13 protein-coding genes and 2 pseudogenes are annotated in these 15,468 nt (G+C 63.8%); 3 read left to right on the forward strand and 12 right to left on the reverse strand.

Going from position 1 to position 15,468, the window contains the following annotated elements; all coding sequences use genetic code 11:
• The first annotated feature begins 298 nt into the window (after positions 1-298).
• Both Q6A48_RS15445 and mdoH read left to right on the forward strand, forming a co-directional pair.
• On the forward strand, positions 299-2,038 hold the full coding sequence (locus Q6A48_RS15445) for a glucan biosynthesis protein G (RefSeq protein ID WP_304554967.1): 1,740 nt from the start codon (positions 299-301) through the stop codon (positions 2,036-2,038).
• Complete coding sequence (mdoH, locus tag Q6A48_RS15450) at positions 2,031-4,601, forward strand: glucans biosynthesis glucosyltransferase MdoH (protein ID WP_304554968.1); 2,571 nt, start codon at positions 2,031-2,033, stop codon at positions 4,599-4,601. Before Q6A48_RS15445 ends, mdoH begins: the two co-directional genes overlap by 8 nt.
• A 198-nt stretch (positions 4,602-4,799) precedes the next feature.
• On the opposite strand, the gene Q6A48_RS26105 is transcribed toward mdoH, so the two are convergent.
• The 12 genes and pseudogenes from Q6A48_RS26105 to ubiE form a co-directional block, all read right to left on the reverse strand.
• The gene (locus Q6A48_RS26105; RefSeq protein WP_369811706.1) at positions 4,800-5,663 is read right to left on the reverse strand and encodes a methyl-accepting chemotaxis protein; all 864 of its coding nucleotides are present in this window, start codon (positions 5,661-5,663) and stop codon (positions 4,800-4,802) included.
• Positions 5,655-6,716: pseudogene (locus Q6A48_RS26110) on the reverse strand (methyl-accepting chemotaxis protein); the annotation flags it as partial. The gene Q6A48_RS26105 and the pseudogene Q6A48_RS26110, both read right to left, overlap by 9 nt.
• Before the next feature lie 133 nt (positions 6,717-6,849).
• Positions 6,850-8,766, reverse strand: a complete 1,917-nt coding sequence (locus Q6A48_RS15460) for a methyl-accepting chemotaxis protein (protein WP_304554970.1) — start codon at positions 8,764-8,766, stop codon at positions 6,850-6,852.
• Between the two features lie 112 nt (positions 8,767-8,878).
• Positions 8,879-9,586, reverse strand: coding sequence for a 16S rRNA (uracil(1498)-N(3))-methyltransferase (locus Q6A48_RS15465; protein ID WP_304554971.1), 708 nt, complete (start codon positions 9,584-9,586; stop codon positions 8,879-8,881).
• Positions 9,583-10,377, reverse strand: coding sequence for a twin-arginine translocase subunit TatC (tatC, locus tag Q6A48_RS15470; protein WP_304554972.1), 795 nt, complete (start codon positions 10,375-10,377; stop codon positions 9,583-9,585). Before tatC ends, Q6A48_RS15465 begins: the two co-directional genes overlap by 4 nt.
• Complete coding sequence (gene tatB / locus Q6A48_RS15475) at positions 10,374-10,793, reverse strand: Sec-independent protein translocase protein TatB (protein WP_304554973.1); 420 nt, start codon at positions 10,791-10,793, stop codon at positions 10,374-10,376. The genes tatC and tatB overlap by 4 nt, the downstream gene beginning before the upstream one ends.
• Before the next feature lie 10 nt (positions 10,794-10,803).
• Positions 10,804-11,091 (reverse strand): twin-arginine translocase TatA/TatE family subunit, encoded by a 288-nt coding sequence (locus tag Q6A48_RS15480; RefSeq protein ID WP_304554974.1) that lies wholly within the window; start codon positions 11,089-11,091, stop codon positions 10,804-10,806.
• 24 nt (positions 11,092-11,115) lie between these two features.
• The gene (locus Q6A48_RS15485; RefSeq protein WP_304554975.1) at positions 11,116-11,448 is read right to left on the reverse strand and encodes a phosphoribosyl-ATP diphosphatase; all 333 of its coding nucleotides are present in this window, start codon (positions 11,446-11,448) and stop codon (positions 11,116-11,118) included.
• Entirely contained in the window at positions 11,441-11,839 is a 399-nt protein-coding gene (gene hisI, locus Q6A48_RS15490) for a phosphoribosyl-AMP cyclohydrolase (protein WP_304554976.1), read from the reverse strand. The genes Q6A48_RS15485 and hisI overlap by 8 nt, the downstream gene beginning before the upstream one ends.
• A gap of 81 nt (positions 11,840-11,920) precedes the next feature.
• Positions 11,921-13,525: a ubiquinone biosynthesis regulatory protein kinase UbiB gene (ubiB, locus tag Q6A48_RS15495; protein WP_304554977.1), complete on the reverse strand. Its 1,605-nt coding sequence runs from the start codon at positions 13,523-13,525 to the stop codon at positions 11,921-11,923.
• Positions 13,522-14,146: pseudogene (locus Q6A48_RS15500) on the reverse strand (ubiquinone biosynthesis accessory factor UbiJ). The gene ubiB and the pseudogene Q6A48_RS15500 overlap by 4 nt, the downstream one beginning before the upstream one ends.
• A complete protein-coding gene (gene ubiE, locus Q6A48_RS15505; protein WP_003186661.1) occupies positions 14,146-14,916 on the reverse strand; it encodes a bifunctional demethylmenaquinone methyltransferase/2-methoxy-6-polyprenyl-1,4-benzoquinol methylase UbiE in 771 nt (256 codons plus the stop codon). The pseudogene Q6A48_RS15500 and the gene ubiE overlap by 1 nt, the downstream one beginning before the upstream one ends.
• Before the next feature lie 155 nt (positions 14,917-15,071).
• Between ubiE and Q6A48_RS15510 the strand changes: the two genes are divergently transcribed.
• Positions 15,072-15,347 carry a polyhydroxyalkanoic acid system family protein gene (locus Q6A48_RS15510; RefSeq protein WP_304554980.1) on the forward strand — a complete coding sequence of 92 codons (276 nt, stop codon included), beginning with the start codon at positions 15,072-15,074 and terminating at the stop codon, positions 15,345-15,347.
• Positions 15,348-15,468 lie beyond the last annotated feature (121 nt).

The raw sequence follows: 15,468 nt of genomic DNA on the forward strand, positions 1-15,468 counted from the left end.
GCGATAAATACTTTGTTGCCCCTGATGCGTTGTCACGCGGCCTACTAGATAATCGCGCGCTACGGGGGACCGGCATTCGCCGGTCCATTTGACTTAGGTAGAGACTTGTCCTGGACCGTTTGGGGAATCATTTTCTTCCATCGGAGTCGGAACAATGCTCGCCAACTTGGCAGGAGTGGTCCGCGAGGTCGGTTTTTTCAAAGCCGATACCCAGCAGATACGTTATCTGGCCGTTGGTTTTTTGATCTGTTTTCGGCGAGGGTTGCTCGTGATTGTTAGTCCCTGTAATGCACCAAAAATGTCTGCCAAACGGTTTAGAAACGCTCTGGTAGCGGGCTCGGCCCTGTTGTGCCTGTTCGGCGCGGGCCAACTGTGGGCATTCAGCCTGGATGATGTATCGGCGAAGGCTCAAGAACTGGCCGGGCAAAAATATGAAGCCCCGCGCAGCAATCTGCCGAACGAATTCCGCGAAATGAAATTTGCCGACTATCAAAAAATCCGTTTCCGCACCGAAAAAGCCGAATGGGCCGACCAGAAGACGCCGTTCAGGCTGTCGTTCTATCACCAGGGCATGCATTTCGATACGCCGGTGAAAATCAACGAAATCACCGCCACCAACGTCGAGGAGATCAAGTACGACCCGTCGCGCTTCGATTTCGGCGACGTGAAGTTCGATCCCAAGGCCACCGAGCAGTTGGGCTACGCGGGTTTCCGCGTGTTGTACCCGATCAACAAGGCCGACAAGCAGGACGAGATCATGACCATGCTGGGCGCGAGCTACTTCCGCGTCATCGGCAAGGGCCAGGTCTACGGCTTGTCCGCCCGCGGCATGGCCATCGACACGGCACTGCCCTCCGGCGAGGAATTCCCGCGTTTTCGCGAGTTCTGGATCCAGCGCCCGAAACCGACCGACAAGCACCTGGTGATCTTCGCCCTGCTGGACTCGCCACGGGCCACCGGCGCCTATCGCCTGACCCTGCGCCCGGGCACCGACACCGTGGTCGACGTGAAGTCGCGCATGTTCCTGCGTGATCGCGTGACCAAGCTGGGCGTCGCCCCGTTGACCAGCATGTACCTGTTCGGCGCCAACCAGCCGTCCAAGGTGCTCAACTACCGTCGCGAACTGCACGACTCCAGTGGCCTGTCGATCCATGCCGGCAACGGCGAGTGGATCTGGCGTCCGCTGAACAACCCGAAACACCTGGCCGTGAGCAATTTCTCGGTCGAGAACCCGCGTGGCTTCGGCCTGTTGCAACGTGGCCGCGACTTCAGCCACTACGAAGACCTGGATGACCGCTACGACAAGCGCCCAAGTGCCTGGATCGAACCGAAGGGCGATTGGGGCAAGGGCACCGTCGACCTGGTGGAAATCCCGACCGCCGACGAAACCAACGACAACATCGTTGCGTTCTGGAGCCCGGAAAAACTGCCTGAGCCTGGCCAGCCGCTGGACTTCAGCTACCGCCTGCACTGGACCCTCGACGAAGCCAGCCTGCATTCGCCAGACAGCGCCTGGGTCAAGCAGACCCTGCGTTCCACCGGTGACGTGAAGCAATCCAACCTGATCCGCCAGCCGGATGGCAGCGTGGCCTACCTGGTGGATTTCGAAGGTCCTTCGCTGCAGGCCCTGCCGGAAGACGCCGAAGTGCGTAGCCAGGTCAGCGTCGGCGATAACGCCGAGATCGTCGAGAACAGCGTGCGCTACAACCCGGAAACCAAGGGCTGGCGCCTGACGCTGCGAATGAAGATCAAGGACGCCAAGCAGGCCACCGAGATGCGCGCGGCACTGGTGCGTCCATTGACCCCTGTCGAGGCCCCGGCCGCAGCGCATACCGTGACCACCACGCTGGCCAAGGCCGACAAGATCGCTCGCCAGCAAAGCGAAAAAGAAGCCGCCAAGGAAAAAACGCAGGAAGAAGCCAAGGCCGACAAGTCTGCTTCCGCCGCCGTTGAAGCGACCCCAACCCCGCAGGAACCGGAAGCGACTGAACAAGTCCTGACCGAGACCTGGAGCTATCAGTTGCCAGCCGATGAGTAATACGCCAGTCAAGCCAGAGACACTCAGCGAGTACCTGGCCCATTTGCCCATGACCGACGAGCAGCGCGCCGAACTGGCGGGCTGCAAGTCCTTCAGCGAACTGCACCAGCGCCTTTCGTCGTCGACGTTCGACGCCCCCGACGAGGCCGCGCAGGCCTCGGTGGGTCGTCGCCTGACCCTGAGCACCGCCGAGGCGCTCGCGGAGGCCGAAATGCTGGGGCTCGACTCCAGTGGCCGGGTGTGCCTCAAGGCGACGCCACCGATCCGCCGGACCAAGGTCGTGCCGGAACCATGGCGCACCAACATCCTGGTTCGCGGCTGGCGGCGCCTGACCGGCCGGACCAACCCGCCAAAGCCGCCCAAGGACGAGCGCGTCCTGCCGCACGCCCGTTGGCGCACGGTGGGGTCGATCCGTCGCTATATCCTGCTGATACTGATGCTCGGCCAGACCATCGTCGCCGGCTGGTACATGAAAGGCATCATGCCGTACCAGGGCTGGTCGCTGGTGGACCTGGACGAAGTCCTGCACCAGCCGCTGACCCAGACCGCCACGCAGGTGCTGCCGTATGCGTTGCAGACCAGCATCCTGATCCTGTTCGGGATCCTGTTCTGCTGGGTGTCGGCCGGTTTCTGGACCGCGCTGATGGGTTTCCTGGAATTGCTCACCGGCCACGACAAGTACCGGATCTCCGGCGCGAGCGCCGGCAACGAGCCGATACCCAAGGACGCCCGAACCGCGCTGGTGATGCCGATCTGCAACGAAGACGTGCCGCGGGTTTTCGCCGGCTTGCGCGCGACCTTCGAATCGGTGGCCGCCACCGGTGACCTGGACCGCTTCGACTTCTTCGTGCTCAGCGACAGTAACGAAACCGATATCTGCGTCGCCGAGCAGCAGGCCTGGCTGGATGTCTGCCGTGAAACCGGGGGCTTCGGCAAGATCTTCTACCGTCGCCGTCGCCGCCGCGTGAAGCGCAAGAGCGGCAACCTCGACGACTTCTGCCGTCGCTGGGGCAGTGACTACAAGTACATGGTCGTGCTCGACGCCGACAGCGTCATGAGCGGCGAGTGCCTGACCAGCCTGGTGCGCCTGATGGAAGCGACGCCGGACGCCGGTATCATCCAGACCGCGCCGAAGGCCTCGGGCATGGACACCCTGTATGCCCGCATGCAGCAGTTCGCGACTCGGGTGTACGGTCCGCTGTTCACCGCCGGCCTGCACTTCTGGCAACTGGGCGAATCCCACTATTGGGGCCACAACGCGATCATCCGCATGAAGCCGTTCATCGAGCATTGCGCCCTGGCGCCGTTGCCCGGTAAAGGCGCGTTCGCCGGTGCGATCCTGTCCCACGACTTCGTCGAAGCGGCGTTGATGCGCCGTGCCGGCTGGGGCGTGTGGATTGCCTACGACCTGCCGGGCAGCTACGAAGAGTTGCCGCCCAACCTGCTGGATGAACTCAAGCGTGACCGTCGCTGGTGCCACGGCAACCTGATGAACTTCCGGCTGTTCCTGGTCAAGGGCATGCACCCGGTGCACCGGGCGGTGTTCCTGACCGGCGTGATGTCGTACCTGTCGGCGCCGCTGTGGTTCTTCTTCCTGGTGCTGTCCACCGCGCTGCTGGCGGTGAACACGCTGATGGAGCCGCAGTACTTCCTCGAACCGCGCCAGCTCTATCCGCTGTGGCCGCAATGGCACCCGGACAAGGCCATCGCCCTGTTCTCGACGACCATCGTGCTGCTGTTCCTGCCCAAGCTGTTGAGCATCGTGCTGATCTGGGCCAAGGGTGCGAAGGAGTTCGGTGGCAAGTTCAAGGTGACCTTGTCGATGCTGCTGGAGATGCTGTTCTCCATGCTGCTGGCGCCGGTGCGGATGATCTTCCACACCCGTTTCGTACTCGCCGCGTTCCTCGGCTGGGCCGCGACCTGGAACTCGCCGAAACGTGACGACGACTCCACGCCATGGAGCGAAGCGGTCAAGCGTCACGGCCCGCAGACCCTGTTGGGCTTCTGCTGGGCCTTGCTGGTGATCTGGCTGAACCCGAGCTTCCTGTGGTGGCTGGTGCCGATCGTCGGTTCGCTGATGCTGTCGATCCCGGTGTCGGTGATCTCCAGCCGTGTCGGCCTGGGCCTGAAGTCCCGTGACGAAAGCCTGTTCCTGATTCCCGAGGAATACGCGCCGCCCCAGGAACTGCTGTCGACCGACCAGTACGCCCATGAAAACCGTTGGCACGCGCTGAACGACGGCTTCATCCGGGCGGTGGTCGATCCACGACAGAACGCCCTGGCCTATGCCCTGGCGACTTCGCGTCACGGCCAGGCCGAGCCGATCGAATGGCTGCGGGTCGAACGCGTTCGCCACGCCTTGAAGGTCGGCCCTTCGGGGTTGAACAACGGCGAGCGCCTGGCGCTGTTGAGCGACCCGGTGGCCTTGTCCCGCCTGCATGAGCAGGTCTGGAGCGAGGCGCATCCGGAGTGGTTGGCGGCGTGGCGGGCATCGGTCAAGGCCGACCCCCATGCGCCGTTGCTACCGCTTCAGCCGGTGAGCGTGCAGCCTCAAGTGGCCTGATACGCAAAAAGCCCCGCTTCTGCAAGGAAGCGGGGCTTTTTGTTGGGCGTTGTTCAGGACGGGTCGGCGGTCAGGCCGCCATCGCGAGCAGGCTCGCTCCCACAGGGGGGCCTGGACGGAGCAGTTATATTCGCAACACCCCCGATCCCGTGGGAGCGAGCCTGCTCGCGATGGCGGCGGCACATCCAGCCTGTTCCCTCACACCTTGAACCGCGCCACCAACGTTTGCAAATGAACCCCCAGCCGTGCCAGTTCGGCGCTGGAGGCGGCGGTCTCTTCGCTGGCGGCGGAGGTTTGTTCGGAGACGTCCCGCACGTTCAGCACGCTGCGGTTGATTTCTTCGGCGGTGGCGCTTTGTTGTTCGGCGGCCGCGGCGATCTGCTGGTTCATCGACTGGATCGCCGACACGGTGCGGGTGATGTTCTCCAGGGAGCCGCCGGCGCGGCGGGTCAGCTCGACGCTGCTGTCGGTCAGGCCGCGGCTGTTGTCCATGATCGTGGCGACCTGCTGGGTGCCGTTTTGCAGGCCCTGGATCAATTCCTCGATCTCTTCGGTGGACTTCTGGGTGCGCTGGGCCAGGCTGCGGACTTCGTCGGCCACCACGGCGAAGCCTCGGCCCGCTTCACCGGCGCGGGCGGCCTCGATCGCGGCGTTGAGGGCCAGCAGGTTGGTTTGCTGGGCCACGGACTTGATCACGTCGAGCACGCTGCCGATCTTGTCGCTTTCGCGTTTCAAGTCACTCATGGCGTGGGTGGAGTTGCCCACTTCAAGGGCCAGGCGCTCGATCTGGGCGATGGCTTCACCCACCACGCGCTCACCCTCGCGGGCCTGCTGGTCGGCGGCGACAGCGGCTTCGGAGGCTTCCTCGGCGTTACGCGCGACTTCCTGCACCGTCGCGGTCATCTCGTGCATGGCGGTGGCGACCTGGTCGGTTTCCACTTTCTGGCTGTTGACCCCGGCGCTGGTCTGTTCGGTGACGGCGGAGAGCTGCTCGGCGGCGCTGGCGATCTGCGTGACGCCTTCGCCGATGCCGCCTATCAGTTGCCGCAGGCTGACCACCATCCGTTGCAGGCTGCCTTGCAACTGGCCCATTTCGTCCCGGCGGCGGACGTCGAGGTTCTGGCTCAGGTCGCCGGAAGCCACGCGTTCCAGGGCGACCAGGGTTTGTTGCAGGGGCACCACGATCTGCCGGGTGATGAGCCAGGCGGCCAGCAGACCGAAGGCCAATGCCAGGAGGGTGACGATGATCAGCGTGCTTTTTGCGGTGGCCGTTTCTTCGTTGCGTTTCTCGGTCTGCGAGGTGGTCAGGTGATTGTTCAGGTCATTCAGGCGAGTGTCCTGCTCCATCATTTTCTTCAGCGCGGAGGCGGTGGCGACCTGGGAATCACGGAACTGGCTGACTGCCGCGCGATAGGCTTTCATCGATTCGTTGGCCTGTTGCAGGTTGGCGGCGTGCTGCTCCGGCAGTTTTCCCGGCAAGGCTTCAAGGTTTTTCAGGACATTGTCGATGGCGTCCAGGGCCGGCTGTTCGGCATCGGCCTTGCCGCTATAGGTGTAGCCGCGAACCTGGTAGCGGGCCTGCTGGATCAGCTTGCTCAGCTCAACCACCTCGTTGAATTGCGTAATGCTGTCGCCTTGGCGCAGGGCGTTCTCGACGTCGGTCACCTTGGCCACGGCATTGTCGGCGTTGGCGCCAAGCTTGGAGCGGGCCGATTCGCGATTCTGCGTGGCCTGGGTCATGTCGGCAAAGGCGCGTTTGTATTCGTCGAGATTGCTCAGTTGCTGGTTGAGCAAATCCTGGTCCGCCGGTCGCACGAATCGCGTGAGGGCCGCTTGCAGGTCCCCTTGCAACTGGCCCATCAGCTCGGTCACGGCGGCCGGGCCTTGTTCGCCGCGGCGCATCTCATAGTCGAGGCGGGCGACACGCAGGTCCTTGGCCAACTCGTTGAGGCTGGCGATGGACGCTTGTTTGTCGGCGCGGCTGATCACGCTGCTCAGGCTGTTCCAGCCGGCGAGGGTGCTCAGGAGGGTCATGAACAGCACCAGGCCGAAACCGAAGCCCAGTTTGCGATTGACGCTTACATTTCCCAGCTTCTCGGTCAGCCAACTGAACATGTTGATACTCCCCTCGAACCATTTATTGGTCTTGTGAGAAGAGTATCGACCATGCAATGACGATCTGAAGGAAATCGGCCGTTGTATTTCCAGGGCGAGGACGCGAGCGCCTTCGCCCTGGCGCGTTTCGATACTAGACCTTGAACCGCCCCACCAACGTCTGCAAGTGCACGCCCAGCCGCGCCAGTTCGGCACTGGACGTGGCAGTTTCCTCGCTGGCGGCCGAAGTTTGTTCGGAGACGTCCCTCACGTTCAGCACGCTGCGGTTGATTTCTTCGGCGGTGGCGCTCTGTTGCTCGGCGGCCGCGGCGATCTGCTGGTTCATCGACTGGATCGCCGAGACGGTGCGGGTGATGTTCTCCAGGGAACCACCGGCGCGGCGGGTCAGCTCGACGCTGCTGTCGGTCAGGCCGCGGCTGTTGTCCATGATGGTCGCGACCTGCTGGGTGCCGTTTTGCAGGCCCAGGATCAATTCCTCGATCTCTTCGGTGGACTTCTGGGTGCGCTGGGCCAGGCTGCGGACTTCGTCCGCGACCACCGCGAAGCCACGGCCCGCTTCACCGGCGCGGGCGGCTTCGATCGCGGCGTTGAGAGCCAGCAGGTTGGTTTGCTGGGCCACGGACTTGATCACGTCGAGCACGCTGCCGATCTTGTCGCTTTCACGCTTGAGGTCGCCCATGGCGGCGGTGGAGTTGCCCACTTCAAGGGCCAGGCGTTCGATCTGGGAGATGGCCTCGCCCACCACGCGTTCACCCTCGCGGGCCTGCTGGTCGGCGGCAACGGCGGCTTCGGAGGCTTCCTCGGCGTTGCGTGCGACTTCCTGCACCGTCGCGGTCATCTCGTGCATGGCGGTGGCGACCTGGTCGGTTTCCACTTTCTGGCTGTTGACCCCGGCGCTGGTCTGTTCGGTCACGGCCGAAAGTTGTTCGGCGGCGCTGGCGATCTGCGTGACGCCTTCGCCGATGCCACCGATCAATTGGCGCAGGCCCACGGTCATGCTCTGCATGGCGCGCTGCAGCTGGCCCAGTTCGTCGCGGCGCGCGGAGGTGAGGTTGTGGGTCAGGTCGCCAGCGGCCACGCGCTCGGCCACTTTCAAGGTCGCACCGAGCGGGCCGACGATCTGCCGGGTGATGAACAGCGCGGCGATCACGCCGAACAGCAACGCCAATGCGGCGGCGACGACCAGAACGGTCTTGGCCTGGGCGGCGTCATGGTCGCGCACGGCGGTCTGGGACACGGTCAGTTTCTGGCTGGCGTCGAGCAACACATCGCCTTGCTCTGTCATGCGCTGGAGCGCGGCGCCGGTGTCGAGCTGGGAGTCGCGGAACTGGCTGACCGCCGAGCGGTAGGCGTTCATCGAATCGCTGGCCTGCTGCAGGTTGGCGGCGTGTTCCTCGGGCAACTGGTCCGGCAGGCGCGCCAGCAGCTTGAGGACGTTGTCGATGGCGTCGAGGGCCGGCTGCTGGGCCTCGCTCTTGCCGCTGTAGGTGTAGCCGCGAACCTGATAGCGAGCTTGCTGGACGGCCTTGCTCAGGGTCACCACGCTGTTGAACCGGGCCACGCTGTCGCCTTGCAACAGCGCGTTCTCCACCTCATTGACCCGGGCGACGGCGTTGTCGGCACTGGCGCCGAGTTTGCTGCGGGCGTCTTCGCGGCTGACAGTGGCGCGGGTCATCTGAGCGAAGGCGCTTTTATATTCGGCGACAGCGGCCAGTTGCTTGTCGATCAGCGCGACATCGTCCGGTTGCTCGATCAGCTGGCGGGCGGTCTTGAGCCCCGCGTCGAGCTTGCCCAGCAGATCGTTGACGGCCTGCGGACCGTTTTCGCCACGGGAGCTGTAGTAGTCCATGCGTGCCAGGCGCAGGTCCTTGCTCAAGCTGCTGAGTTCGGAAATGAACCCCAGTTTGTCGCCACGACTGATCACATTGCCCAGGCCGTTCCAGCCGGTGAACGCGATCATGAGGGTCAGGAACAGCACCAGACCGAAGCCTGCGCCGAGTTTGCGATTGACGCTGACATTTCCCAGACTCTGGGCGAACCACTGGAACATGCTGTTACTCCCTAGCCGCGCTGATTTTGTTTTATCGGCGCTGTATCGGCCTGTCGGCGGGGATCTGTAGCCATGAACTGAAGATCATGCGCCGGCTGGCTGGGGATGGGCGTCAGAACAGCCGTGCAAGCAGCGCCGTGACCGCAGTCTCGACCCGCAGGATGCGCTCGCCCAACTGCACCGGCTGCAGGCCGGCCTTGGCCAGCAAGTCGATCTCGTAGGGGATCCAGCCACCTTCCGGGCCGATGGCCAGCGTCACCGGTTCCGTCAGCGCCCGGGGGCAGGGCGGGTGGTTGCCCGGGTGGCCCACCAGGCCCAGGGTGCCTTCGGTGATGGCCGGCAGGCGGTCTTCGACGAAGGGCTTGAAGCGTTTCTCGATGATGATTTCCGGCAGTACGCTGTCCCGGGCCTGCTCCAGGCCGAGGATCAACTGCTCGCGAATGGCCTCGGGCTCCAGGAACGGCGTTTGCCAGAAGCTCTTTTCCACCCGGTAGCTGTTGACCAGCACCACCCGCGGTACGCCCATGGTGGCGACGGTCTGGAACACCCGCCGCAGCATCTTGGGGCGCGGCAGGGCCAGCACCAGGGTCAACGGCAGCTTGGCCGGTGGCGGTTGATCGAGGCTCACCTGCAATTCCGCTTCGCAAGCTTCCAGGCGCAGCACCTGGGCCGTGCCCATCAAGCCGCCGATGCGCCCGACCCGCAGGCTGTCGCCGACGGCGCTGCGGTGGACTTCCTGCATGTGGGTCAGTCGTCGATCGCTCAGGATCACCCGGTCCGGCCCAATGAAGTCGGCCTCTTCGAGCAGCAGCAGGTTCACGCTTGGGTCGCTGGCGGATGGTCGTCGTGGTCGTCAACGGCCTCGTCTTCCGGGTGCTCGCTGCGTTTGCGAACCAAGCCGCCGAACAGCACGCCGATCTCGAACAGCAGCCACATCGGCACGGCCAACAGGGTCTGGGAGAAGATGTCCGGCGGGGTCAGGATCATACCGACCACGAAGCAGCCGATGATCACGTACGGGCGGATCTTCTTCAGATACTCGACGTCAACGACGCCGATCCACACCAGTAGCACCACGGCCACGGGGATTTCGAACGCCACGCCGAAGGCGAAGAACAGCGTCATGACGAAATCCAGGTAGCTGGTGATGTCGGTCATCATCTCCACGCCCGCCGGGGTGGCGGCGGCGAAGAACTTGAAGATCAGCGGGAATACCAGGAAATAGGCGAAGGCCATGCCGGTGTAGAACAGCAGGATGCTGGACACCAGCAGCGGCACGGCGATGCGTTTTTCGTGCTTGTACAGGCCAGGCGCGATGAAGCCCCAGATCTGGTGCAGGATCACCGGGATCGCCAGGAACAGCGAAACCATCATCGTCAGCTTCAGTGGCGTCAGGAACGGTGACGACACATCGGTGGCGATCATCGTCGCGCCGGCCGGCAGGTACTGGCGCAGCGGCGTGGAGACGAAGGTGTAGATCTGCTGGGTGAAGGCGAACAGCCCGGCGAAGATGATGAAGACCGCCGCGACGCAGCGCAGCAGGCGCGTGCGCAGCTCGGTGAGGTGCGATACCAGCGGCATCGGCTGGTCATGCTCTGGGATATTGCTCATGGGGCTCGCGGCGGCAATGTAGGGTCATTGGGAGCGGCAGGGGGCGTCGTTGTCGGGGCCGGCTCCACCGGTTTGGCGGGTTCGACCGGTGCCTGCACCGCATCGGTCGCCGGCGCTTGCGGGGCAATCGTCGGTTCGACCGCAGGCACGACCGGCGTCGGTTCCTGCTGGGTCGGCGTGAGGATTTTCCGCGCTTCCTGCTCCAGGGACAGGATGTGTTCGTTGTGCAGTTGCCGACGGATGTCGTCGGCACCGATTTCACGTTCGACTTCCTGTTTGATCGCATTGAAGCTGCGCTTCAGGCGCCCGATCCACAGGCCGGCGGTGCGCGCGGCACCCGGCAGGCGCTCGGGCCCCAGGACCAGCAGGGCGACGAGGCCGACGAGCAGCAGTTCAGTGAAGCTGATCCCAAACATTAGTCAGTGCTCACGAGTCTTTGCGGGTCGGCTCTTCGACTTTCTGGGCCTGCACGTCGATGGTGTGCGGCGCATTCACAGGCTGGGCCGCCTGGGGATGGACAGGTTGGGCCGGCTGTACCGGTTGCGCCGGTGCCGCCGTCGGGTCGGCCGGCTTCTCGTCATCGTTCATGGCCTTGCGAAAGCCCTTGATCGACTCGCCGACATCGGTGCCGAGGTTCTTCAGTTTCTTGGTGCCGAACACCAGCACCACGACGACCAGGATGACGATCCAGTGTTTCCAGTCAAAAATACCCATGTGGCTATTCCTCTCAAGAGTTGATCAGGCGGACGGACGCGAGGCTTTCTCGACGTGCCCGGACAGACCGAAGCGACGGTCCAGTTCATCCAGTACGGCCTGCGGATGCTGTCCCAGTTGGGCCAGCATGACCAGGCTGTGGAACCACAGGTCGGCGGTCTCGTAGATCACATCGCTGCAATCGCCGCTGAGGGCGGCGTCCTTGGCGGCGATGATGGTCTCGACCGACTCTTCGCCGACTTTTTCCAGAATCTTGTTCAAACCCTTGTGGTACAGGCTGGCGACATAGGAGCTGTCGGCCGCGGCGCCCTTGCGCTCTTCCAGCACCTGGGCCAGGCGGGTCAGGGTGTCACTCATGGGTATGTCCTGAATAGATGGCGTGCGGGTCCTTGAGCACCGGTTCGACGGTTTTCCAGTCGCCGTTCTCGAAGACGCGATAGAAGCAGCTTTGGCGGCCGGTATGGCAGGCGATTTCACCGACCTGCTCGACCATCAGGATGATGACGTCGCCGTCGCAGTCCAGGCGCATCTCATGCAGGTGCTGCACGTGCCCGGACTCTTCACCCTTGCGCCACAGCTTGCCACGGGAACGTGACCAATAGATGGCGCGGTTCTCGGCGGCGGTCAGGGCCAATGCCTCGCGGTTCATCCAGGCCATCATCAATACGCGCCCGGTCTTGTGATCCTGGGCGATGGCCGGCACCAGGCCGTCAGCGTCCCACTTGATCTCGTCCTGCCAGTTTTTCATCTTCGACTCCGACAATGGGCCGCGCACTTCGAGTCGGCGGGCCCAGCGTTGAAACAGTGTGCCAGTGCGAACCGGTGCTGGCTATCGGCGAACGACCAGATACAAACCCACGGCCACCATGATCCCGGCCGGCCAGTGGCCCACCTGGCTCAACGGCCCGCCGGTGGCCAGCACCGCGCCGCCGCCCAGGTGAGCGGCGCCGAGCAGGCGCAGGAACCAGTCGTCCTTGCGCTTGTGCCAGGGCGGTGGTGGGTCCTGGGCATGGGGTTGGGACATCCGCTCCAGCAGGTCGCGGGTCATGTTGGCCAGGTGCGGGATCTGCTCGAACTGGCTCTGCACGTTGCCCAGCAAGGTGCGCGGGCTGACGCGTTCGCGCATCCAGCGTTCGAGGAACGGCTGGGCGGTGTTCCACAGGTCCAGGTCCGGGTACAACTGGCGACCGAGGCCTTCGATGTTCAGCAAGGTCTTCTGCAGCAGCACCAGCTGTGGCTGGACCTCCATGTTGAAGCGGCGCGCGGTCTGGAACAGGCGCATCAGCACCTGGCCGAAGGAAATATCCTTTAACGGTTTTTCGAAGATCGGCTCGCATACGGTACGGATCGCCGCTTCGAATTCGTTGAGCTTGGTTTCGGCTGGCACCCAGCCAGAGTCGATGTGCAATTGGGCGACCCGGCGGTAGTCGCGCTTGAAGAAGGCGAACAGGTTGCGCGCCAGGTAATCCTGGTCCTCCGGGGTGAGGCTGCCGACGATGCCGCAGTCGATGGCGATGTACTGCGGGCTCCACGGCTGCACCGTGCTGACGAAGATGTTGCCCGGGTGCATGTCGGCGTGGAAGAAGCTGTCGCGGAACACCTGGGTGAAGAAGATTTCCACGCCGCGCTCGGCAAGCATCTTCATGTCCGTGCGCTGGTCGGCCAGGGTCGCCAGGTCGGTGACCTGGATGCCATAGATGCGCTCCATCACCAACACTTTCGGGCGGCACCAGTCCCAGTACACCTGCGGCACGTAGAGCAGCGGCGAGCCTTCGAAGTTGCGGCGCAGCTGACTGGCGTTGGCCGCCTCGCGCAGCAGGTCGAGTTCGTCGTAGATGGTTTTCTCGTAGTCCTGGACCACGTCCACCGGGTGCAGCAGGCGCGCGTCGGCCGAGAGCCGCTCGGCGGCCCGGGCGAGGATGAACAGCCACGCCAGGTCCTGGGCAATGACCGGCTTGAGGCCCGGGCGGATCACCTTGACCACCACCTCTTCGCCGCTCTTGAGTTGCGCGGCGTGCACCTGGGCCACGGAGGCCGAGGCCAGGGGCTCGACGTCGAAGCGCTTGAAGACTTCGCTGATCTTCTTGCCCAGTTGCGCTTCGATCAACGCCACCGACACCTTGGAATCGAACGGCGGCACCCGGTCTTGCAGCAGCATCAGCTCATCGGCGATGTCTTCGGGCAGCAGGTCGCGGCGGGTCGAGAGAATCTGCCCGAACTTGATGAAGATCGGTCCCAGGTCCTGCAAGGCCAGGCGCAGGCGCGCCCCGCGACTCAGCTCCAGGGGGCGGCGGGGCAGCCAGCGCCACGGCAGCACGAAACGCAGCGCCAGGAGAAACCAGGGCAACGGCAGGGCGAACAGCAGGTCATCGAGGCGGTAGCGAATCACGACGCGCTGGATGCGCAACAAACGGCGGACGGCAAGCAGCTTCATGCGTTATCGCTTGGGTTCAAGGGATCGGGAAAGGCGCTCGAAACGCGCCTCGAGTCGTTCCAGGTCAAGCTTGACCTGGTCCAGTTCATTGAAGCGGGCCTGGGCTTCGCGTTGGCCAACGAGCGTACGCGATTCTTCGGCCAGGTACTCGCTCAGGTTCTGCCCCAGGCTGGCGAACCCCTGGCGGTACCAGCGGGCGCGGCTGCGCAGGTGGCCGCCGAGCAGCTGGGTGGCCACCGGGCCGAGCCACCGGGAGACTTCATATTCCCAGTCCAGCTCCAGGTCCTGGAGCACCGCCGCCAGGTCCAGCAGCACGCCGCTGTCGCCGTCGAGCTCGACCTCGGGCCGATGCAGCACCGCCGTCTTGTCCTTGCTCAAGGCCAGGCTCAGCAGGCTCGACGCCGGGGCGCGCAAGGTACAGTCCGCCTCCGCCTCCCAGTGGGCGGCGAGCATCAGGCCTTCGTCGCTGGGCATCAGGAACAATCGCAGCGCCGGGCTGCGACAGTCGACGGCAATCACCTTGCCGCTCAAGTGCGCCAGGCGCGCCAGCGCCGTGCTGTCCAGGCGCAGGACGCGGTTGAGACCGAGTTCAACGCTGGCGAGCAGGCCGGTGAGCAGCATCAGGGCTTGATACCTCGGTGCAGGGCGACGATGCCGGCGGTCATGTTGTGGTAGGTCACGCGGTCGAAACCGGCGTCCACCATCATCGACTTCAGGGTTTCCTGGTTCGGGTGCATGCGGATCGATTCGGCTAGGTAGCGGTAGCTTTCCGAGTCGTTGGTGATCAGCTTGCCCATCAGCGGCATGAAGGCGAACGAGTAGGCGTCGTAGGCCTTGGACATCAGCGCGTTGGTCGGCTTGGAGAACTCCAGCACCAGCAGGCGTCCGCCGGGCTTGAGCACCCGCAGCATCGAGCGCAGGGCATCTTCCTTGTGGGTGACGTTGCGCAGGCCGAAGGCGATGGTCACGCAGTCGAAATGGTTGTCCGGGAACGGCAGCTTCTCGGCGTCGGCCTGGACGAACTCGACATTGCCGGCCACCCCCAGGTCCAGCAGGCGGTCGCGACCGACCTTGAGCATGGACTCGTTGATGTCGGCGAGCACCACCTGGCCGGTCGGCCCGACGATGTGGGAAAACTTCTTCGTCAGGTCGCCGGTGCCGCCGGCGATGTCCAGCACGCGATTGCCGCTGCGCACGCCCGACAGCTCGATCGCGAAGCGCTTCCACAGGCGGTGCATGCCGCCCGAGAGCAGGTCGTTCATCAAGTCGTACTTGGCGGCTACCGAGTGGAACACCTCAGCGACTTTTTCCGCTTTCTGGCTTTCCGGCACGTTCTTGAAGCCGAAGTGAGTGGTGGGTTCGGCATCGCTGCCTTTGCGCTGATCAGTCATATCGCGGTCACCAAAAAAGAATGCGGGACATTCTAATCCCGGTGGAGGGCTTTGTCTTGGCAAGGCTGAAGGTAAGATGAACCACCGCCGGGACGTTTTGACGCAGCCAGGGTCTGAAACGTTCAGGCAAGTCCCGATAGAACAGGAGTCACCCGATGGCCCGTATTACTGTTGAACGTGCCCATGACCTGGGCAAGGAAGCGGCCCGTGCCAAGGCCGACAAGTTGGCGCAGAAGTTGTCCGATAGCTACGGCCTGGAGCCGCAATGGGTCGGTGACACGCTCAAGCTCAAGCGCTCCGGGGTCAAGGGCGAGGTGCACGTGGGCGAGGATTCGATTCGCGTCGAGGTCGAGCTGGGCATGTTGATGTCGGCGATGAGCGGGACGATCAAGGCGGAAATCGAGAAGGCCTTGGACAAGGCGTTGGTTTGATCTGATCGAAGGGGTGGGCGAGCACAGAACCAGAGTTCACCACCAACCTTGTGGGAGCGGGCTTGCTCGCGAATGCGTTGGGTCAGTCAATGTTGATGTTGGCTGACTAAAAGCATTCGCG

This window comes from Pseudomonas citrullilanati (assembly GCF_030580855.1).
In the GTDB taxonomy this organism is placed as follows: Bacteria; Pseudomonadota; Gammaproteobacteria; order Pseudomonadales; family Pseudomonadaceae; genus Aquipseudomonas; species Aquipseudomonas citrulli.